At 58.8% G+C, this 19237-nt stretch carries 16 protein-coding genes; 1 reads left to right on the top strand and 15 read right to left on the bottom strand.

The window, feature by feature from the left end; genetic code table 11:
- Positions 1–89 precede the first annotated feature (89 nt).
- The gene (locus AACY25_RS02810; RefSeq protein ID WP_339522378.1) at positions 90–977 is read left to right on the top strand and encodes a LysR family transcriptional regulator; all 888 of its coding nucleotides are present in this window, start codon (positions 90–92) and stop codon (positions 975–977) included.
- Here AACY25_RS02810 and ispD read toward each other — a convergent pair.
- The 15 genes from ispD to bamA form a co-directional block, all read right to left on the bottom strand.
- On the bottom strand, positions 974–1684 hold the full coding sequence (gene ispD, locus AACY25_RS02815; RefSeq protein WP_339522379.1) for a 2-C-methyl-D-erythritol 4-phosphate cytidylyltransferase: 711 nt from the start codon (positions 1682–1684) through the stop codon (positions 974–976). The genes AACY25_RS02810 and ispD overlap by 4 nt on opposite strands.
- Positions 1681–1962 (bottom strand): cell division protein FtsB, encoded by a 282-nt coding sequence (ftsB, locus tag AACY25_RS02820; RefSeq protein WP_090248365.1) that lies wholly within the window; start codon positions 1960–1962, stop codon positions 1681–1683. Before ftsB ends, ispD begins: the two co-directional genes overlap by 4 nt.
- Before the next feature lie 65 nt (positions 1963–2027).
- The gene (gene eno / locus AACY25_RS02825) at positions 2028–3317 is read right to left on the bottom strand and encodes a phosphopyruvate hydratase (RefSeq protein WP_339522381.1); all 1290 of its coding nucleotides are present in this window, start codon (positions 3315–3317) and stop codon (positions 2028–2030) included.
- 145 nt (positions 3318–3462) lie between these two features.
- On the bottom strand, positions 3463–4308 hold the full coding sequence (gene kdsA, locus AACY25_RS02830) for a 3-deoxy-8-phosphooctulonate synthase (RefSeq protein ID WP_339522383.1): 846 nt from the start codon (positions 4306–4308) through the stop codon (positions 3463–3465).
- Positions 4309–4312: 4 nt separating this feature from the next.
- Positions 4313–5944 (bottom strand): CTP synthase, encoded by a 1632-nt coding sequence (locus AACY25_RS02835; protein WP_339522384.1) that lies wholly within the window; start codon positions 5942–5944, stop codon positions 4313–4315.
- 166 nt (positions 5945–6110) lie between these two features.
- On the bottom strand, positions 6111–7427 hold the full coding sequence (gene tilS / locus AACY25_RS02840; protein WP_339522385.1) for a tRNA lysidine(34) synthetase TilS: 1317 nt from the start codon (positions 7425–7427) through the stop codon (positions 6111–6113).
- Between the two features lie 60 nt (positions 7428–7487).
- Entirely contained in the window at positions 7488–8438 is a 951-nt protein-coding gene (locus AACY25_RS02845) for an acetyl-CoA carboxylase carboxyltransferase subunit alpha (protein WP_339522386.1), read from the bottom strand.
- Positions 8439–8598: 160 nt separating this feature from the next.
- Positions 8599–12120, bottom strand: a complete 3522-nt coding sequence (gene dnaE, locus AACY25_RS02850) for a DNA polymerase III subunit alpha (protein ID WP_339522387.1) — start codon at positions 12118–12120, stop codon at positions 8599–8601.
- Positions 12121–12231: 111 nt separating this feature from the next.
- The gene (rnhB, locus tag AACY25_RS02855; RefSeq protein ID WP_339522388.1) at positions 12232–12828 is read right to left on the bottom strand and encodes a ribonuclease HII; all 597 of its coding nucleotides are present in this window, start codon (positions 12826–12828) and stop codon (positions 12232–12234) included.
- Positions 12828–13961 carry a lipid-A-disaccharide synthase gene (lpxB, locus tag AACY25_RS02860; RefSeq protein ID WP_339522389.1) on the bottom strand — a complete coding sequence of 378 codons (1134 nt, stop codon included), beginning with the start codon at positions 13959–13961 and terminating at the stop codon, positions 12828–12830. The genes rnhB and lpxB overlap by 1 nt, the downstream gene beginning before the upstream one ends.
- A gap of 3 nt (positions 13962–13964) precedes the next feature.
- A complete protein-coding gene (lpxA, locus tag AACY25_RS02865) occupies positions 13965–14741 on the bottom strand; it encodes an acyl-ACP--UDP-N-acetylglucosamine O-acyltransferase (protein WP_339522391.1) in 777 nt (258 codons plus the stop codon).
- Positions 14738–15178, bottom strand: a complete 441-nt coding sequence (fabZ, locus tag AACY25_RS02870) for a 3-hydroxyacyl-ACP dehydratase FabZ (protein ID WP_160015687.1) — start codon at positions 15176–15178, stop codon at positions 14738–14740. Before fabZ ends, lpxA begins: the two co-directional genes overlap by 4 nt.
- 48 nt (positions 15179–15226) lie before the next feature.
- Positions 15227–16285, bottom strand: coding sequence for a UDP-3-O-(3-hydroxymyristoyl)glucosamine N-acyltransferase (lpxD, locus tag AACY25_RS02875; RefSeq protein WP_339522393.1), 1059 nt, complete (start codon positions 16283–16285; stop codon positions 15227–15229).
- 2 nt (positions 16286–16287) lie between these two features.
- Positions 16288–16791 carry an OmpH family outer membrane protein gene (locus tag AACY25_RS02880; protein ID WP_090248384.1) on the bottom strand — a complete coding sequence of 168 codons (504 nt, stop codon included), beginning with the start codon at positions 16789–16791 and terminating at the stop codon, positions 16288–16290.
- Positions 16792–16834: 43 nt separating this feature from the next.
- On the bottom strand, positions 16835–19183 hold the full coding sequence (bamA, locus tag AACY25_RS02885; RefSeq protein WP_339410071.1) for an outer membrane protein assembly factor BamA: 2349 nt from the start codon (positions 19181–19183) through the stop codon (positions 16835–16837).
- Positions 19184–19237: the final 54 nt, after the last annotated feature.

Consider the following 19237-nt stretch of genomic DNA (forward strand, 5'->3'; position numbering starts at 1 on the left):
GTAGATCAGTGATGCAGATAGATAATCTGCGAAAAAACAAAACATTCTTGCTATACAGGGACAATCAAACCGTACCAAGGACATCCGCCATGAATCGCTGGGAAGGCCTCGATGAATTTGTCGCCGTAGCCGAGTGCGGTCAGTTCACCGCCGCCGCCGAACGCCTGAGCCTGTCGTCATCCCAGGTCAGCCGACAGATCGCGCGCCTGGAAGAGCGCCTGCAAACCCGCCTGTTCTACCGCAGCACCCGTCGCGTGGCGCTGACCGAAGCCGGGCAGACGTTTTTGCAGCATTGCCAGCGCCTGCAGGATGCCCGCGAAGAAGCCTTACGCGCGGTGGGCGATCTGGGCAGCGAACCCAAGGGGCTGCTGCGCATGACCTGCGCGGTGGCCTACGGCGAGCGCTTTATCGTGCCGCTGGTCACCGACTTTATGCTGCAGCATTCGCAGCTGCGGGTGGATATCGAGCTAAGCAACCGCACCCTCGACCTTCTGCATGACGGCCTCGACGTGGCCATCCGCCTGGGTCGCCTGCAGGACTCAAGGCTGGTGGCCACCCGCCTGGCACCACGGCAGATGTATCTGTGCGCCGCCCCCGAGTACCTGCAGCGCTACGGCAGGCCGCACTCGTTGTCGGAACTGACGCGGCACAACTGCCTGATCGGCAGTTCGGACCTCTGGAGTTTTCAGGCCAGCGGCCGCGATTCCAGCCTGCGGGTGCAGGGCAATTGGCGCTGCAACAGCGGCCAGGCAGTACTGGAAGCCGCATTACGCGGCCTTGGACTGTGTCAGCTACCGGATTATTACGTGCTGGAACATTTGCGCAGCGGCGCGCTGGTCTCGTTGCTTGATAACCAGCAACCGCCGGACACTGCGGTGTGGGCGCTGTATCCGCAGCAACGCCACCTGTCACCCAAGGTGCGGCAGCTGGTGGAGTTTCTTAAACAGGGATTGGCGCAGCGCAGCGAGTATCGCTAGCTCTTCAGGTGCCAAAGGCTGGCAAGGCTGCGTAAATCTTCCGGGCGAGTGACCTTCAGGTTATCCGCACGCCCCTCGATTAGACGCGGCGCTTGCCCGGCCCACTCGATGGCCGAAGCTTCGTCGGTAATCGCCTGACCGGCAATCAGCGCATCGGCCAGCGCATGCTGCAACTCACCCAAACGGAACATCTGCGGGGTAAAGGCCTGCCAGATGATCGAGCGATCTATGGTGGCCTGCACCCGGCCATCCGCTCCAGCGCGCTTTAGCGTATCGCGGGCGGGCACGGCGAGCAGGCCACCCACCGGATCGTTAGCCAGCTCACTGAGCAGCAGGTCCAGATCGCTGCGAGCCAGATTGGGCCGCGCGGCGTCATGTACCAGTACCCAATCCTGTTCCTGAGCACCCAGCTCACTAAGACGCAGCAACCCGCTGAGTACCGAATCGGCGCGCTCGGCACCGCCATCAGCGCGCTGGATACGCGAATCACTGGCACAGCTCAGGGCCGGCCAGTAAGGATCGTCCAGCGCCAGGCTGACCACTACCGCGCGCAGCTGCGGATGATCGAGAAAGCACGCCAGGGTGTGTTCAATAATGCTTTTGCCGGCCAGTTGCAGGTACTGCTTGGGCCGGTCGGCGCGCATCCGGCTGCCAATGCCAGCAGCCGGAATCAACGCCCAGAAAGGGGGTAACTCAGAGGTATTCATTCAGCCAACTGATAGAGGGTTTCGCCCTCTTTAAGCATGCCCAGCTCATGCCGCGCACGCTCTTCGACGGTTTCCATACCGCTTTTCAGCTCCAGCACTTCCGCTTCGAGAATCCGGTTACGCTCTTGCAGCTGCTGGTTTTCACCCTGCTGATCGGCGATCTGCTGCTGCAACTGGGCCACCTGCGCCAAGCTGCCATCACCCACCCACAGGCGATATTGCAAGCCTGCCAGCACGGCAATCAGCACGATAAATACCCAGTAGAAATTATTGCGCATAGCGTAAAGAGCTTCCGAACGAAAAAGGGGCGACTCGCGCCGCCCCTCTTTTACCATGCCTGGGTTCAACCACGGAACTCGGCGCGGCCATTGTAAGGTGCCTTACCGCCCAACTGCTCTTCGATACGCAGCAATTGGTTGTACTTGGACACGCGGTCCGAGCGGCACAGCGAGCCGGTCTTGATCTGGCCCGCAGCAGTACCCACAGCCAGATCGGCGATGGTGCTGTCTTCGGTTTCACCCGAGCGATGCGAAATCACCGCAGTGTAACCCGCGGCCTTGGCCATCTGGATGGCTTCCAGAGTCTCGGTCAGAGTGCCGATCTGGTTGAACTTGATCAGGATCGAGTTGCCGATCGACTCGTCGATGCCGCGCTTGAGGATCTTGGTGTTGGTCACAAACAGATCGTCACCGACCAGCTGTACCTTGCTGCCGATCTTCTCGGTGAGGACTTTCCAGCCAGCCCAGTCGGACTCGTCCATGCCGTCTTCGATGGAGATGATCGGATAACGCTCGGACAGGCCAGCCAGATAGTCGGCGAAGCCGGCAGCGTCAAACACTTTGCCTTCGCCAGCCAGATCGTACTTGCCGTCCTTGAAGAACTCGCTGGAAGCGCAGTCCAGCGCCAGGGTGACGTCGTCGCCCAGGGTGTAGCCGGCATTGGCCACGGCTTCGGCGATGGCAGCCAGCGCATCTTCGTTGGACGCCAGGTTCGGCGCAAAACCGCCTTCATCACCGACCGAGGTGCTCAGGCCACGGGCCTTCAGCACGGCTTTAAGGTGGTGGAAAATCTCGGTACCCATGCGCAGCGCGTCGGCGAAGGTCTTGGCGCCAACCGGCTGAACCATGAACTCCTGTATGTCGACGTTGTTATCGGCGTGCTCGCCGCCATTGATGATGTTCATCATCGGTACCGGCATGGAGTAAACGCCTGGAGTGCCGTTCAGATCGGCGATATGCGCGTACAACGGCACACCCTTGGCCTGAGCGGCAGCTTTGGCTGCGGCCAGGGACACGGCGAGGATGGCGTTGGCACCCAGGGTGGCTTTGTTTTCAGTACCGTCGAGGGCAATCATCGCCAGGTCGAGGGCTTTCTGGTCAGTGGCATCTTTGCCCAGCAGCAGGTCGCGGATCGGGCCATTGATGTTGGCCACGGCCTTTAGCACGCCCTTGCCCAGGTAACGGCTCTTGTCGCCATCACGCAATTCCAGCGCTTCACGCGAACCGGTAGAGGCACCGGACGGCGCGCAGGCGCTGCCCATGATGCCGCCGTCGAGAATTACATCGGCTTCCACCGTTGGGTTACCACGGGAATCGAGAACCTCACGGCCTTTGATGTCGACGATCTTTGCCATTGCGTGTAGCACTCCAAAAAATTGACGAAAAGGGTAGTACCGAGTTGCACACTCATTGCGCGCGGGTGGTTATTCCAGCGCACAATATGTACTGACTATTTAGTCAGATTGTATACAAATGGTACTTTACCGGAGATTTGCCGTTTCAGGCAGTCTCAATCGGCGCAAAACTCTTGATCAAATCATCCAGCTGCTTGAGCTGGGTGAGGAACGGCTCCAGCTTGTCCAGACGCAGGGCGCAAGGGCCGTCGCATTTGGCATTGTCCGGGTCCGGATGGGCTTCGAGGAACAGACCGGCCAGGCCTTGGCTCATGCCCGCCTTGGCCAGATCAGTGACCTGAGCACGACGACCACCAGCGGAATCGGCGCGGCCACCCGGCATTTGCAGGGCGTGGGTCACGTCGAAGAACACCGGATAGTTCATCTGCTTCATGATGCCGAAGCCGAGCATGTCCACCACCAGGTTGTTGTAACCAAAGCTGGAACCGCGCTCGCAGAGGATCAGCTGGTCATTGCCCGCCTCTTCGCACTTGGACAGGATGTGTTTCATCTCCTGGGGCGCGAGGAACTGGGCCTTCTTGATATTGATCACCGCGCCGGTCTTGGCCATGGCCACGACCAGGTCGGTTTGCCGCGAAAGAAACGCAGGCAACTGAATAATGTCGCAGACCGCTGCCACTGGGGCTGCTTGCTCAGGCTCATGCACATCGGTAATCACCGGCACGCCAAAGGTCTTTTTGATTTCCTCGAAGACCTTCATACCCTCTTCAATGCCTGGGCCGCGGAATGAGGTCACAGACGAACGGTTGGCCTTGTCGAAGCTGGCTTTGAACACATAGGGGATGCCGAGCTTCTCGGTTACGCGCACGTACTCTTCACAGGCGCGCATGGCCAGGTCGCGGGATTCAATTACGTTGATCCCGCCGAACAGCACGAACGGCTTATCGTTGGCGATTTGAATGTCACCAACCTTGATAATTTTCTGCGTCATATCCTTATGCCTTCTTCGCTTTCTGGGCCAGCGCGGCGTTGACGAAACCACTGAACAGTGGATGACCATCGCGCGGAGTGGAGGTGAATTCCGGGTGGAACTGACATGCAACGAACCATGGATGGTCAGGTGCCTCGACCACTTCAACCAGTGCGCCGTCGCCGGAGCGGCCGGTAATATTCAGACCAGCCTCGATCAGCTGTGGCAACAGGTTGTTGTTGACTTCATAACGATGACGGTGGCGCTCGACGATCACATCCTTGCCGTAGCACGCACGCACGTTCGAGCCGGCCATCAGTTGGCAGTCCTGCGCACCCAGGCGCATGGTGCCGCCCAAGTCGGATGCGTCAGTGCGCTGCTCGGTAACACCGGTTGCGTCCTGCCATTCGGTGATCAGACCGACCACTGGATGAGTGCTGACGGCGTCGAACTCGGTGGAGTTGGCATCAGTCCAGCCCAGCACATTGCGAGCGAACTCGATAACCGCGACCTGCATCCCGAGGCAGATACCCAGGTAGGGAATCTTGTTCTCACGGGCGTACTGCACGGTCTTGATCTTGCCTTCCACGCCGCGCAGACCGAAACCGCCGGGCACCAGAATGGCATCTACGCCTTCAAGCAGCGCTGTACCTTTGTTCTCGATATCCTCGGAGTCGATATAACGCAGATTGACCTTGGTGCGGTTCTGGATACCGGCATGGCTCATCGCTTCAATCAGCGATTTGTAGGCATCCAGCAGCTCCATGTACTTGCCGACCATGGCGATGGTGACTTCGTGCTCCGGGTTGAGCTTGGCATCAACCACCCGATCCCACTCGGACAGGTCAGCACCGTTGCATTCCAGGCCAAAACGTTCGACGACGAAATCATCCAAACCCTGGGCATGCAGCACGCCCGGGATCTTGTAGATGGTGTCGACGTCTTCCAGGGAAATTACCGCACGCTCTTCAACGTTGGTGAACAGCGCGATCTTGCGGCGCGACGACACGTCTACGGGGTGGTCGGAGCGGCAGATCAGCACGTCTGGCTGCAGACCGATGGAACGCAGCTCTTTCACCGAGTGCTGAGTCGGCTTGGTCTTGGTCTCGCCAGCGGTGGCGATATACGGCACCAGGGTCAGGTGCATCAGCATGGCGCGCTTGGCGCCTACTTCCACACGCAGTTGGCGAATGGCTTCGAGGAACGGCTGCGACTCGATGTCGCCGACCGTGCCGCCGATTTCAACCATGGCCACATCAGCATCGCCGGCACCCTTGATGATGCGGCGCTTGATTTCGTCGGTGATGTGCGGAATGACCTGAATGGTCGCGCCCAGATAATCACCACGGCGCTCGCGGCGTAGCACGTCTTCGTAGACGCGACCGGTGGTGAAGTTGTTGTTCTGGGTCATGGTGGTGCGGATAAACCGCTCATAGTGGCCCAGATCGAGGTCGGTCTCAGCGCCGTCGTGGGTGACGAACACCTCACCGTGCTGGAACGGGCTCATAGTGCCCGGATCGACGTTGATATAGGGATCCAGCTTGAGCATGGTGACCTTCAGGCCCCGCGCCTCCAGGATAGCCGCCAATGAAGCCGAGGCGATGCCTTTCCCCAATGAAGAAACAACACCACCCGTGACGAATATGTAGCGCGTCATGAAAAACCCTAGAAGTCTGCGTTAAGCGGTCAGTGCCGCCGGGAAAAGCGAAGGAGTACCCAAGCCACTTGCTGCAACACACTGCAATAAGCTAGCCCTGCTGATTCCCAAGGGAGTCAACAAAAGCACTAGTAAGACGGGAGCGTAGTCTACCGGAAAGGGCTTATCAGCTCAAACCTTGATCATTCGTCGGTGGCTGCCAATGCAACTGCCAGCTGCCATCAGCGGCACCTTGCATACCTGACAGGTTGGCGATTGCCACCACCCGATTATTCAAGCGCAGCAGCGGCAGACGATCCCGTACAAAAGCCGGAATACGTAACTCATTGAACAACCGTTTGAGATCACGGTGGCCGCGACCTGGTAACAACATCAGATCACCGGCCTGGCGATAACCCAACTGCCAGTTGCCCGCTGGTGGCTGCCCCTCAATTCGTACACTGCCATTGGCGGGCAATATCAGTTGCTGATTGCCTTGAACCTCAGCGCTGAGCGGCGCTGGTTCGCGCAGCCAATCACCTGATAGCCACCACAGACGCTCATCACTGCGGCGCAGCTCCCCCGCCGCCAACTTCCAGACGGGCGCAGCATCCACCGCCGCATCACGCAGCGTTTGCCAACCAGCCCAATGTTCGCTGTCGGGCATAGCCGTCAGAGGGCGCAGCCAAAAACGCAAAGCATTGCGTTGGCGCGGCTCACTCAGTCCCCGCAACGCAGGCAGCACCAGATTGGGCAGAGACAGCCAAGGAAACTCACCCGGCACGTCAGCCACAGCCATATCCTGCTGCGCCAACTCATCGAGCAACTGCGCAGCCTCACTTAAGTGCGCGGCACTGCGGACCACATTGGTGACGGCCTGCGGCCAGCGACTGAGCAATGCAGGCATTACCTGACGGCGCAGGTAATTACGCGAGAAGCGCTCATCGGCATTTGACGGATCTTCGATCCAGGTCAGCCTGTGCTCACGGGCATAAGCCAACAGCTCATCGCGCGAGCAGCTCAGCAACGGTCGAACCAACTGCCCGGCTCCCAGGGCTCGACTTACCGGCATCGCCGACAACCCCTGCACCCCAGCACCGCGCAATAGGCGAAACAACAGAGTTTCCGCCTGATCAACGCGATGCTGCGCGGTCAGCAGCAACTCATCAGCCCCCAGATGCGCAGCAAAGGCCGCATAACGGGCATCGCGCGCGGCCTGCTCAAGACTGGCACCGGGCGCCACCCGCACATATTCAATCTGCAACGGCACGGATAAAGCCGCGCACAGCTCACGACAATGCGCCGGCCAGGCATCAGCCGCAGCCTGCAAACCATGGTGGATATGGATAGCGGAAAGAGGCGGCAATACCTCACGTTGCGCGAGGCTGGCCAACAAGTGCAACAGCACCGTGGAATCCAGCCCGCCGGACAGGGCGACACACCAACCAGGGGCACTACGCCAGGGCTGCAGGGCATCACGCAAACGAATAAGCACAGGAGTCATTGGCCAAGCTTAAAACAACAACGGGCCCGAAGGCCCGTTGTATGCGCGACTGCCGAGCAATCAGGCAATCCCGTAGCTCATCAGACGCTCATAACGACGCTTGAGCAGCGCGTCGGTATCGAAAGCCTTGAGCATGTCCAATTGCGAACGCAGCGCCTGACGTACTGACTCAGCAGCAGCAGCTGGATCACTGTGCGCGCCACCGAGTGGCTCACCGATCACCTGATCAACAATGCCCAGGCCCTTCAGGCGCTCAGCAGTGATGCCCATAGCTTCAGCAGCATCCGGAGCCTTCTCTGCGGTTTTCCACAGAATCGAGGCGCAGCCTTCCGGCGAGATCACCGAGTAGGTGGAGTACTGCAGCATGTTCAGCTGATCGCACACACCAATCGCCAACGCACCGCCGGAACCACCCTCACCGATTACAGTGGCGATGATCGGGGTTTTCAGGCGTGCCATAACACGCAGGTTCCAGGCGATGGCTTCGCTCTGGTTACGCTCTTCGGCGTCGATACCTGGGTAGGCACCCGGGGTGTCGATAAAGGTCAGGATCGGCATCTTGAAGCGCTCTGCCATTTCCATCAGGCGGCACGCCTTGCGGTAACCTTCCGGGCGCGGCATGCCAAAGTTGCGGCGTACCTTTTCACGAATCTCGCGGCCTTTCTGGTGACCGATGACCATCACCGGATCACCGTCCAGACGAGCAACGCCGCCCACCAGGGCCGCGTCGTCGGAGAAGTGACGGTCACCATGCAGCTCATCGAACTCGGTAAAGATGTGCTGCAGGTAATCTAGGGTGTAAGGGCGGCGTGGGTGGCGCGCCAGCTGGGCGATCTGCCAGCTGCTCAAATTGCCGAAAATAGTTTCGGTCAGCGAGCTGCTCTTATCCTGCAGGCGGGCGATTTCATCGTTGATGTTCAACGAGTTGTCGTTACCAACCAGGCGAAGCTCTTCGATCTTGGCTTGCAGGTCGGCGATCGGCTGTTCGAAATCGAGAAAATTCGGGTTCATAGTCATCCGTCTTGCGTCGACGGCCAAGTGGCCGGGAGCTGTATCCGTTATCGCGCCCTACCTTATAGCAGCAGGCGCATTAAGGTCGACACCGGACTGCAGGTAAACCGTGCAGCCGTTCAGGCGTCGTAACTGAAACGCGAAGCCTGAGCCTCGCAAATCAGCGGTAGTGCAAAAAGACGTTGTCGCGGCCGAACTGGTCACGCAATGCCTGAATCAGACTGTCAGCCGGCTCGATGCGCCAGCCTTCGCCAAACTGCAATTGCGCCTTGGCATCTGCCCCGCTGTAGTCGACGGTGATCGGGCACGCGCCGCGATGACGACCGCACAAGTCGGCCAGCCAACGCAGCCGATCGCCCTGCAAGGCGCTGCTGGCGACCTTCAGACGCAGGCTGTCGGCCAAGCCGGTACGTGCCTCCTCCAGGCTCATCACCCGTTTGGCACGCAAGCGCAGGCCTCCAGAGAAATCATCGTTGCTCACCTCGCCCTCAACCACGACCAGAGCGTCGGTCTGCAGCAGGGCCTGGGCGCTGTTGAACGCTTCGGCAAACAAGGAGGCCTCGATCCGCCCGGAACGGTCATCTAGGGTGATAAACCCCATCTTGTCGCCCTTCTTGTTCTTCATCACCCGCAGGTTAACCACCAGGCCGGCAATCGTCTGATCGCCGCGCGCGGCTTTCAGGTCGACGATGCGCTGGCGAGCAAACCGCCGTACTTCACCTTCGTACTCATCAATCGGGTGACCGGTCAGGTACAGGCCCAGGGTGTCTTTCTCGCCCTTGAGGCGCTCTTTCAACGTCAGTTCGCGTGCGCGTAGGTGATTGAGGTAGACATCCGCCTCGGCATCGGCGAACACCCCGCCGAACAAGTCCATATGCCCGCTCTCGGCACTGCGCGCGGTTTGTTCGGCGGCTTGCACGGCCTCCTCCATCGCGCCTAGCAATACCGCACGATTGCGATCGATGTTGGCTTTGTAAGCTTTCAGCTCCTCATGGAAGTGCGGCCCCAAACGATCCAGCGCGCCGCTGCGAATCAGCGCCTCGAGGGTGCGCTTGTTGATGCGCTTGAGGTCGACCCGTGAACAGAAGTCGAACAGGTCCTTAAACGGTCCGTCCTGACGCGCCTCGACGATGGCCTCCACTGGCCCCTCGCCTACGCCCTTGATCGCGCCCAGGCCGTAGACGATCCAGCCTTCGTTGTTAACCGTGAACTTGAATTCGGAGATGTTCACATCCGGCGCATCGAGGCGCAGCTTCATGCTGCGGCACTCCTCGATCAGGGTGACCACCTTGTCGGTGTTGTGCATATCCGCCGACAACACTGCCGCCATAAAGGCCGCCGAGTGATGAGCCTTGAGCCAGGCCGTCTGATAAGAGAGCAAGCCATAAGCAGCGGAGTGGGACTTGTTGAAGCCGTAACCGGCGAACTTCTCCACCAGATCGAAGATGTTACCTGCCAGGTTCGCATCGATCCCGTTGCTGGCGCAGCCTTCAATAAAGCCGCCGCGCTGCTTAGCCATTTCCTCGGGCTTTTTCTTACCCATGGCGCGGCGCAGCATGTCCGCGCCGCCGAGGGTGTAGCCGGCCATGACCTGGGCGATCTGCATCACCTGTTCCTGGTACAGGATGATGCCGTAGGTCGGCTTCAGCACCGGCTCAAGACCTGCGTACTGATAGTCCTGATGCGGGTAGGAAATCGGCTCGCGACCGTGTTTACGGTTGATAAAGTCGTCCACCATGCCCGACTGCAGCGGCCCAGGACGGAACAGGGCCACCAGAGCGATCATGTCTTCCAGGCAGTCCGGCTTGAGCTTCTTGATCAGCTCCTTCATACCACGCGATTCAAGCTGGAACACCGCAGTGGTTTCGGCTTTCTGCAGCATGCTGAACGTCGGTTTGTCATCCAGCGGGATAAAGTCGATGTTCAGGTCCGGCAAGCCCTTCTTGGCCTGCTCGCGGTTGATGGTCTCCATCGCCCACTTGATGATGGTCAGGGTACGCAGGCCGAGGAAGTCGAACTTCACCAGGCCGGCGGATTCCACATCGTCCTTATCGAACTGGGTAACCAGTCCGCCGCCTTCGTCATCGCAGGCAATCGGCGAGAAGTCGGTAAGTTTGGTTGGCGCGATCACTACACCACCGGCGTGCTTGCCGGTACCGCGACAGATGCCTTCTAGCTTGAGCGACATTTCCCAGATTTCCCGGGCGTCTTCGTCGACCTTGAGGAAGTCGCGCAGCGGCTCTTCCATCTCGTAGGCTTTTTCCAGGGTCATGCCGACTTCGAAGGGAATCATCTTCGACAGGCGGTCGGCCAGGCCGTAGGACTTGCCCTGCGCCCGCGCCACATCGCGCACCACAGCCTTGGCCGCCATGGTGCCGAAGGTGATGATCTGGCTCACCGCATTGCGGCCGTATTTCTCGGCCACGTAATCAATTACCCGGTCGCGGCCGTCCATGCAGAAGTCGACGTCGAAGTCGGGCATGGAAACCCGTTCCGGGTTGAGGAAACGCTCGAACAGCAGGTCATAGGCCAGCGGGTCGAGGTCGGTGATCTTCTGTACATAGGCCACCAACGAGCCGGCACCCGACCCACGGCCTGGACCCACCGGCACGCCGTTGTTCTTCGCCCACTTGATAAAGTCCATTACGATCAGAAAATATCCGGGGAAGCCCATCTGGATGATGATATCCAGCTCGAAATTCAACCGGTCGATATAGACCTGGCGCTTCTCTTCGTAATTCGGCGTGGTGTCCTTCGGCCAGAGCACCGCCAGGCGCTCCTCCAAGCCCTCAAACGAGACCTGGCGAAAGTATTCGTCCATGGTCAGGCCGGCCGGCACGGGGAAGTCCGGCAGGAAGTATTTGCCCAGCTGCACTTCGATATTGCAGCGCTTGGCGATCTCGATGGTATTTTCCAGCGCTTCCGGCAGATCACTGAACAGCTCGGCCATTTCCTCCGGGCTTTTCAGGTACTGCTGATCGGAATAGGTGCGCAGACGGCGCGGGTCATCCAGGCTGCGGCCTTCGCCAATACACACGCGGGTTTCGTGGGCGGCGAAGTCGTCCTGCTTGATAAAGCGCACATCGTTGGTCGCCACCAGCGGCGCGCCGACCTTGTCGGCCAGGGCTACCGCAGCGTGCAGATGCTCTTCATCATTAACCCGGTTGGTGCGCTGCACTTCCAGATAGAAACGCTCTGGGAACACTTCCAGCCACTCGCGCAGAATGGCTTCGGCCGCTGCAGGCTCGCCATCGAGCAAGGCATGGCCAACTTCGCCCTCCTTCGCGCCAGACAGGGCAATCAGGCCTTCGGCCGCTTGCTTGACCCAGTCACGCTGGATGATCACCAGGTCATTGCTCTGCCCTTCGCTCCAGCCGCGCGAAACCAGTTCGGTGAGGTTGCGATAACCCTTGGCATTCATCGCCAGCAGTGTCATGCGGCTGAGCGGACCGTCTTCATCAGCACTGGCCAGCCAGATGTCGGCACCGCAGATCGGCTTGATGCCGCCGCCCATGGCGGCTTTATAGAACTTCACCAGTGAGCACATATTGCTCATATCGGTAACCGCCACCGCCGGCATACCGGCTGCCGCCACCGACTTGATCAGCGGCTTGACCCGCACCAGCCCGTCGACCAGGGAAAACTCGGTGTGTAAACGCAGGTGGACGAACGAAGCGGTCATGGCAGTCCTATACAAAACGCAAAAACGACAAGGCTGGGATTGTACAACCGCAGCAGCGCGCGACAAGCGCTAGCGGGCACAGGACAGCGAGGGAATCTCAGAAGCGTGGTATCAGACGTCCAACAACGCACGTACCGGGGCAAAGGAGCGTCGGTGAATCGGGGTAGGTCCCAGGCGCCGCAAGGCTTCCAGATGGACAGCGGTGGGATAACCTTTATGCCCGGCGATACCGTAACCGGGGTATTGCGCATCAAGCAGTTGCATTTCCCGATCACGGCTGACCTTGGCCAGAATGGATGCCGCAGCAATTGCCGGCACCTGGCTGTCACCCTTGACCACCGCAGAGCTGGGCATCTGCAAGACCGGGCAGCGATTGCCGTCGATCAACGCCAGCTTGGGCATGATGCCCAAACCCTCGACCGCGCGTTGCATGGCCAGCATGGTGGCGTGGAGAATATTCAGCTGGTCGATCTCTTCCACCTCGGCGCGGGCGATACACCAGGACAAGGCTTTTTCGCGAATCTCGTCAAAGAGCCTTTCCCGGCGTGCCTCGGTAAGCTTTTTCGAGTCGTTCAGCCCGACAATCGGCCGCAATGGATCGAGAATCACCGCCGCCGTCACCACTGCGCCGCAGAGCGGACCACGGCCGACCTCATCGACGCCTGCCACCAGCTCCTGTACCAGGGTGAAATCCAGTCCGAGCTGCATCAGCCGCGACCTGTCAGTTGCAGCACAGCCTGAGCGGCTTGCACCGAGGCATCACGTCGCAACGCCCGGTGAATCACATCAAAGCCTTCGGTCTGCACCTCGCCGCTATCAAGCAGCGGAGCCAGCAACTGGGCCAATGCTTCAGGCGTGGCAGCATCCTGAATCATTTCCGGCACCAGCAAACGCTCGGCCAGCAGATTCGGCAGGGAAATATAAGCACTGGTAACCAGGCGTTTGAGGATGCGATAGGTCAACGGCGCAACCTTGTAGGCCACCACCATCGGCCGCTTGTACAGCAGGGCTTCAAGAGTCGCCGTGCCGGAAGCGATCAGCACAGCATCACAGGCGGCCAGCGCCTCATGGGAACGACCGTTGAGCAAGGTCAGCGGCAGGTCGCGCCCCACCAACATCTGCTCAAGTTGTGCACGACGCTCCGGGCTGGAACACGGCAGAACAAACTGGATACCGGGGCGCAAGGTGCGCAAACGCACGGCCGCGTCGAGAAACAGGCTACCCAGGCGCGACACTTCGCCGCCACGGCTGCCAGGCATCAGGGCAACTACCGACTGATCATGCGATAGATTCAGCGCATCACGGGCCGCTGCACGATCCGCCTGTTGCGGAATGGTATCGGCCAGCGGGTGACCGACAAAGCGCACCGGCACCTGATGATCCTGATAGAACTGCGCCTCAAACGGAAACAGGGTCAGCATCAGGTCGCAAGCCTCACGAATCTTCAGCACGCGCTTCTGCCGCCAGGCCCACACGGATGGGCTGACGTAATGCACTGTCTTGATGCCGGCCTGACGCAACTTGAGCTCAAGGGCCAGGTTGAAATCCGGCGCATCAATGCCGATAAACACATCCGGCTTGGCCTCGATCAAGGACTTGATCAGGCGCTTGCGCCGTGACAGCAGCTCAGGCAGACGGCCCAGTACCTCGACCAGCCCCATCACCGACAGACGCTCCATCGGGAAATAGGAACTCAGCCCCTGGGCCTGCATCAGCGGACCACCGACACCGATAAATTCGATCTGTGGGTTTTGGGCTTTGAGGGCCTGCATCAGGCCCGCACCGAGAATATCGCCAGACGCCTCGCCGGCGACCAGCGCGACACGCATCAGGTCAGTCATAAATTATCGGGTAATGCCGCGGCTTGAAGCCTGAATGGAATCGCGGAAGATCGCGACTTCGGGAAATTCTGCGGATGACTCGGCCAGCTCGGTCATCGCCTGCTCAACCGTAAGCCCCTGGCGATAGACAATCTTGTAGGCGCGGCGCAAGGCGGCAATCGCCTCGGCACTGAAACCACGACGGCGCATGCCTTCGAAATTCATGCTGCGCGCTTCAGCCGGATTGCCGAATACCGTGACAAACGCCGGTACATCCTTACCGATCGCCGTGCCCATGCCGGAGAAGCTGTGCGCACCGATACGACAGAATTGATGGACCAGGGTGAAGCCGGAGAGAATCGCCCAATCATCGACCCACACATGCCCAGCCAACGCGGTGTTGTTGACCAGGATGCAATGGTTGCCGATCACGCTGTCATGGCCGATGTGGGCATAAGCCATGATCAGGTTGTGGTCACCAAGGGTGGTTTCGCTGCGATCCTGCACGGTGCCGCGGTGGATGGTGACACCCTCGCGGATCACGTTGTGATCGCCAATTACCAGGCGGGTCGCCTCGCCCTGGTACTTGAGATCAGGGGTGTCTTCACCCACCGAAGAGAACTGATAGATGCGGTTATGTTTACCGATCCGCGTCGGCCCCTTAAGGATTACATGGGGGCCGATCACTGTACCCTCGCCAATTTCTACATCGGCCCCGACTATCGACCAAGGGCCGACGACAACGTCGTCAGCCAACTTGGCGCTGGGATCGATGATGGCGCGAGGGTCAATCAAACTCATAGCTTGCGTTCCGCACAGATGATTTCTGCCGAGCATACTTCCTTGCCGTCGACGCTGGCCTTGCACTCGAACTTCCAGATGCTGCGCTTGCTGCTCAGGTAGCGGGCTTCGAGGATCAGCTGATCACCGGGCACCACGGGCTGGCGAAAGCGTAGCTTGTCGGAGCCGACAAAGTAATACAGGGTGCCATCGGAGGGCTTCAGATCCATCATCTTGAAGCCGAGAATACCGGCTGCCTGAGCCATGGCCTCTATGATCAACACGCCCGGCATGATCGGGTGCTCAGGAAAATGCCCGTTGAAAAACGGCTCATTGATGCTGACATTCTTGTAGGCACGAATACGCTTGCCTTCAATATCCAGCTCAGCCACCCGATCCACCAAAAGGAACGGATAGCGGTGCGGCAAGTATTCGCGAATCTGGTTGATGTCCATCATGTGCAGAGAAGCCTGTAAGAGAAAAAAGAGAAGCCGGCAAACACCGGCTCAGGCATCAGATGAAGTGTCGGCAGCTGAGGTCACGGCGGCCAGCTGCTTTTCCAACTGTTGCAGGCGCCGCGCCATGTCATCCAACTGACGAATCCGTGCCGCGCTCTTGCGCCACTCAGCCGCTGGCTGCATGGCGGTACCCGAGGAGTAGGAGCCCGGCTCGGTGATCGAACGGGTAACCATGGTCATGCCGGTAACAAACACGTTGTCGCACACTTCAATATGCCCAACCATGCCCACACCACCAGCAATCATGCAGTTCTTGCCAATCTTGGTACTGCCGGAAATACCCGCGCAACCGGCCATGGCCGTGTTGTCGCCGATTTGCACGTTGTGCGCGATCATGATCTGGTTATCCAGCTTTACGCCGTTGCCAATCAGCGTATCTGACAGCGCGCCACGGTCGACGGTGGTGTTAGCACCGATCTCGACGTCATCACCGATGGTCACCCCGCCGATCTGCGCGATCTTCTGCCAGACGCCCTTCTCGTTGGCAAAGCCGAAGCCCTCACCACCGATCACTGCGCCCGATTGAATAACCACCCGCTTGCCGATCCGTACATCGTGATACAGCGTGACTCGCGGGGCCAACCAACCGCCCTCACCGATCACCGAGCGCGCACCGACAACGCACTGCGCACCAACGGTTACGCTAGCGGCAATCTGCGCGCCACTCTCGATCACCGCATAGGCACCGATACTGGCAGTCGCGTCGATCTGCGCATCTGCAGCCACCACCGCCGTTGGGTGCACGCCAGGCTTGGCTTGAGGCTTGCGATCAAACAGATGGGAGAGTTCGGCATACGCCAGATAAGGATTAGCAACGACCAAGGCATTACCGGCATAGCCTTCCGCATCAACGGCGGTCAACAGCACCGCGCCAGCCTGGCAGCCCGAGAGAAACTTGCGGTACTGCGCATTGGCGAGAAAGCTCAGCTGATCAGCGCCGGCTTCCTGCAGGGTGGCCAAGCCGCTGATCGGCTTGTCTGTGTCGCCACGCAAGGTGGCGCCCAGACGCTCGGCCAACTGGCCAAGGGTATAAACCGTTGCACTCATGGTCAGCGCAGCTGATTCATGCGCTCGATAACCTGGCGGGTGATGTCGAACTGAGGCTTGACATCAATCACCGCGCCGCGCTCCAGCACCAGATCGAAGTTACCGGTCTTGATAACTTCTTCCACGGCCTTGTCCAGATTCGGCTTGAGCTTCTTCAGCATTTCACGATCAGCAACAGCCTTGGACTCATTCAGCTCCTTGGACTGGAACTGGAAATCACGGGCTTTTTGCTTGAATTCAAGCTCAAGGCGCTCACGCTCGGCGGTCTGCATTTTTTCGCCATCTTTAACCAGACGGTCCTGAATGCGCTTGGCGTCGCTTTCCAGGGTTTTCAGTTTGTTCAGCTGCGGGCCGAATTTCTTCTCGGCATCCACGGCATAACGCTTGGCAGCGTCAGATTCCAGCAAGGCCATTTGATAGTTCAATACCGCTACTTTCATCTCGGCAAAAGCCGGAGTTGCCAGCAGGGCAACGCTTAACAAAACCAGTTGAGTCAACTTACGCACGGTGCAACTCCTGCAAAACTGTTGGTATTCAAAAATCCGACGTTTAGAACGTCTGACCGAGAGAGAACTGGAAAATCTGCGTATCAGCATCATCCGGCTTGATGATTGGCATGGCCAAGCTGAAGCTCAACGGACCCAGGGCGGTGATCCACGTCAGACCAACACCAACGGAGCTTGCCAAGTTACCAGGGTCGATACTGCCGCACTCTTCCTGGGACTTACCACAGCTAGTGTCGAAGACATTACCCACATCCCAGAACAGGGCAGTACGCAGAGAGCGCTGATCCTTGACGAACGGCATGGGGAACAGCAACTCAGCACCACCTTGAATCAGGACGTTGCCGCCGAACGGCAGTGGATCTTGATCAGGATCGAAGGCTGTCCCCGGGTTAGTACCTCGGCTCGGCGTACTGCGCGGACCCAGGCTGCTGTCTTTGAAACCACGTACCGAGTTAAAACCACCGGCGTAGTAGTGCTCATAGAATGGCAGGTCAGACGTAGAGCCGTAGCTTTCACCATAACCCAGCTGGCTATGCAGACGCAGGGTATAGGTGTTGCTTAGCGGCTTGAAGACCTGACCACGGTAATCCACCTTGAAGAATGACAGGTCACTGCCCGGTACTGTGGTTTCGAATACCAGACTTTGCGAGTGACCACGGTTCGCCAGCACGCCACGGTTCAGTGTCGACTCAGACCAGCCAACCGACGCCTTGAGGTTCAGGTAACTGTCACCTTCGGCATCGATAAAGTCGAAGATTTCGTCAACGGTATACACGCCGGTGCCGATGCTGTCGTTCTGTATGGTCAAGCCATAAGTCAGACGCGAGGTGTCACTGATTGGATAACCGATGCTTGCGCCCGCACCGTAGCTGTCCACCGAGTAGCTGGATACATCAGTATTCAGCTCGTCGTAATCGGTCTCACGGAAGAAGGCGTTGTAGCCCAAGCTGACACCGTCTGGCGTCCAGTAGGGGTCAACAAAACCGAAATTGTAGTTGCTCTGGTATTCGCTACGGGTCAAGCCGACGCTGACCTTATTACCGGTGCCGAGGAAGTTGTTCTGAGTGATCGAGCCACCGAGAATCAGGCCCGCATTCTGAGCAAAACCAACACTGGCCGTGATCGAGCCGGAAGCCTGCTCTTCAACGCTGTAGTTGACGTCGACCTGGTCATCGGTACCCGGCACCTGCGGGGTTTCAACGTTGACTTCCTTGAAGTAGCCCAGACGCTCCAGACGAGTCTTGGACTGATCGATCAAGTAGGTTGAAGCCCAGCCGCCTTCCATCTGACGCATTTCACGGCGCAGCACTTCATCTTCAGACTTGGTGTTGCCACGGAAGTTGATGCGGTTAACGTAGGCGCGCTTGCCAGGATCGACCACAAAGGTAATCGAAACGGTGCCATCGTCATGGGCTTCTGGAACGCCGTTGACGTTGGCAAAGGTATAGCCTTCGTTACCCAGGCGGCGGGTAATCAGCTCGGAGGTCGTGGTCATCACCTTGCGCGAGAACACCTGACCTTCCTGAACCAGCAGCAAAGCACGTACGTCCTCTTCCGGCACTTTCAGCTCACCGCTGAGTTTGACCTCACGCACCGTGTACTTCTCGCCTTCATCAACGTTGACCGTGACATAGACATGCTTCTTGTCTGGGGTGATGGATACCTGGGTCGAGCTGATATCCATATTGATATAGCCACGGTCCAGGTAATAGGAGCGCAGACGTTCCAAGTCGCCGGAGAGTTTCTCGCGGGCGTACTTGTCATCATTTTTGAAGAAGGACAGCCAGTTGGTGGTCTTCAGCTCGAACAGATCAATCAAGTCCTCATCGGAGAAGACCGAGTTGCCCACCACGTTGATGTGCTGAATGGCGGCAACCGAACCTTCATTAATATTGATCTTCAGCGCCACGCGGTTACGCGGCTGCGGAATTACTTCAGCTTCGATTTCAGCTGAGTAACGACCTTGAGCGACATACTGACGCTGCAACTCGTTGCGCACGCCTTCCAGAGTAGCCCGCTGGAAAATTTCGCCTTCGGCCAGACCGGACTGATTCAAGCCCTTGAGCAGGTCTTCGCTGCTAATGGCCTTGTTGCCCTCGATCTCGATGCTGGAGATCGACGGGCGCTCGACCACGGTAACAACCAGAACATCGCCATCGCGACCGAGCTGGATGTCCTGGAAAAAACCGGTTTTGAACAGTTCACGTGTCGCCTCAACCAGTGATCGGTCGTCGGCTTGCGCACCCACGTTAAGAGGCAAGGCTCCAAATACGCTGCCAGCGGAAACACGCTGCAGACCGGTGACCCGGATATCGGAGATGGTGAAGGACTCGGCGTGAACTTCGGTGATCATCAGTGCGGCAAGCACCGCAGGTAGCAGCAGACGTTTCATGAAGTCCTTTCTTATTCCAACTGACAATAAAAAATCTGCCGCTAAGTGCGACAC

Origin of the sequence: Pseudomonas sp. EA_35y_Pfl2_R111 (assembly GCF_963970955.1) — a bacterium.
GTDB lineage: Bacteria > Pseudomonadota > Gammaproteobacteria > Pseudomonadales > Pseudomonadaceae > Aquipseudomonas.

Coding starts and splice junctions, on each gene's coding strand:
- AACY25_RS02810 (WP_339522378.1), top strand. CDS start 90: ATGAATCGCTGGGAAGGCCTCGATGAATTTGTCGCCGTAGCCGAGTGC.
- ispD (WP_339522379.1), bottom strand. CDS start 1,684: ATGAATACCTCTGAGTTACCCCCTTTCTGGGCGTTGATTCCGGCTGCT.
- ftsB (WP_090248365.1), bottom strand. CDS start 1,962: ATGCGCAATAATTTCTACTGGGTATTTATCGTGCTGATTGCCGTGCTG.
- eno (WP_339522381.1), bottom strand. CDS start 3,317: ATGGCAAAGATCGTCGACATCAAAGGCCGTGAGGTTCTCGATTCCCGT.
- kdsA (WP_339522383.1), bottom strand. CDS start 4,308: ATGACGCAGAAAATTATCAAGGTTGGTGACATTCAAATCGCCAACGAT.
- AACY25_RS02835 (WP_339522384.1), bottom strand. CDS start 5,944: ATGACGCGCTACATATTCGTCACGGGTGGTGTTGTTTCTTCATTGGGG.
- tilS (WP_339522385.1), bottom strand. CDS start 7,427: ATGACTCCTGTGCTTATTCGTTTGCGTGATGCCCTGCAGCCCTGGCGT.
- AACY25_RS02845 (WP_339522386.1), bottom strand. CDS start 8,438: ATGAACCCGAATTTTCTCGATTTCGAACAGCCGATCGCCGACCTGCAA.
- dnaE (WP_339522387.1), bottom strand. CDS start 12,120: ATGACCGCTTCGTTCGTCCACCTGCGTTTACACACCGAGTTTTCCCTG.
- rnhB (WP_339522388.1), bottom strand. CDS start 12,828: ATGCAGCTCGGACTGGATTTCACCCTGGTACAGGAGCTGGTGGCAGGC.
- lpxB (WP_339522389.1), bottom strand. CDS start 13,961: ATGACTGACCTGATGCGTGTCGCGCTGGTCGCCGGCGAGGCGTCTGGC.
- lpxA (WP_339522391.1), bottom strand. CDS start 14,741: ATGAGTTTGATTGACCCTCGCGCCATCATCGATCCCAGCGCCAAGTTG.
- fabZ (WP_160015687.1), bottom strand. CDS start 15,178: ATGATGGACATCAACCAGATTCGCGAATACTTGCCGCACCGCTATCCG.
- lpxD (WP_339522393.1), bottom strand. CDS start 16,285: ATGAGTGCAACGGTTTATACCCTTGGCCAGTTGGCCGAGCGTCTGGGC.
- bamA (WP_339410071.1), bottom strand. CDS start 19,183: ATGAAACGTCTGCTGCTACCTGCGGTGCTTGCCGCACTGATGATCACC.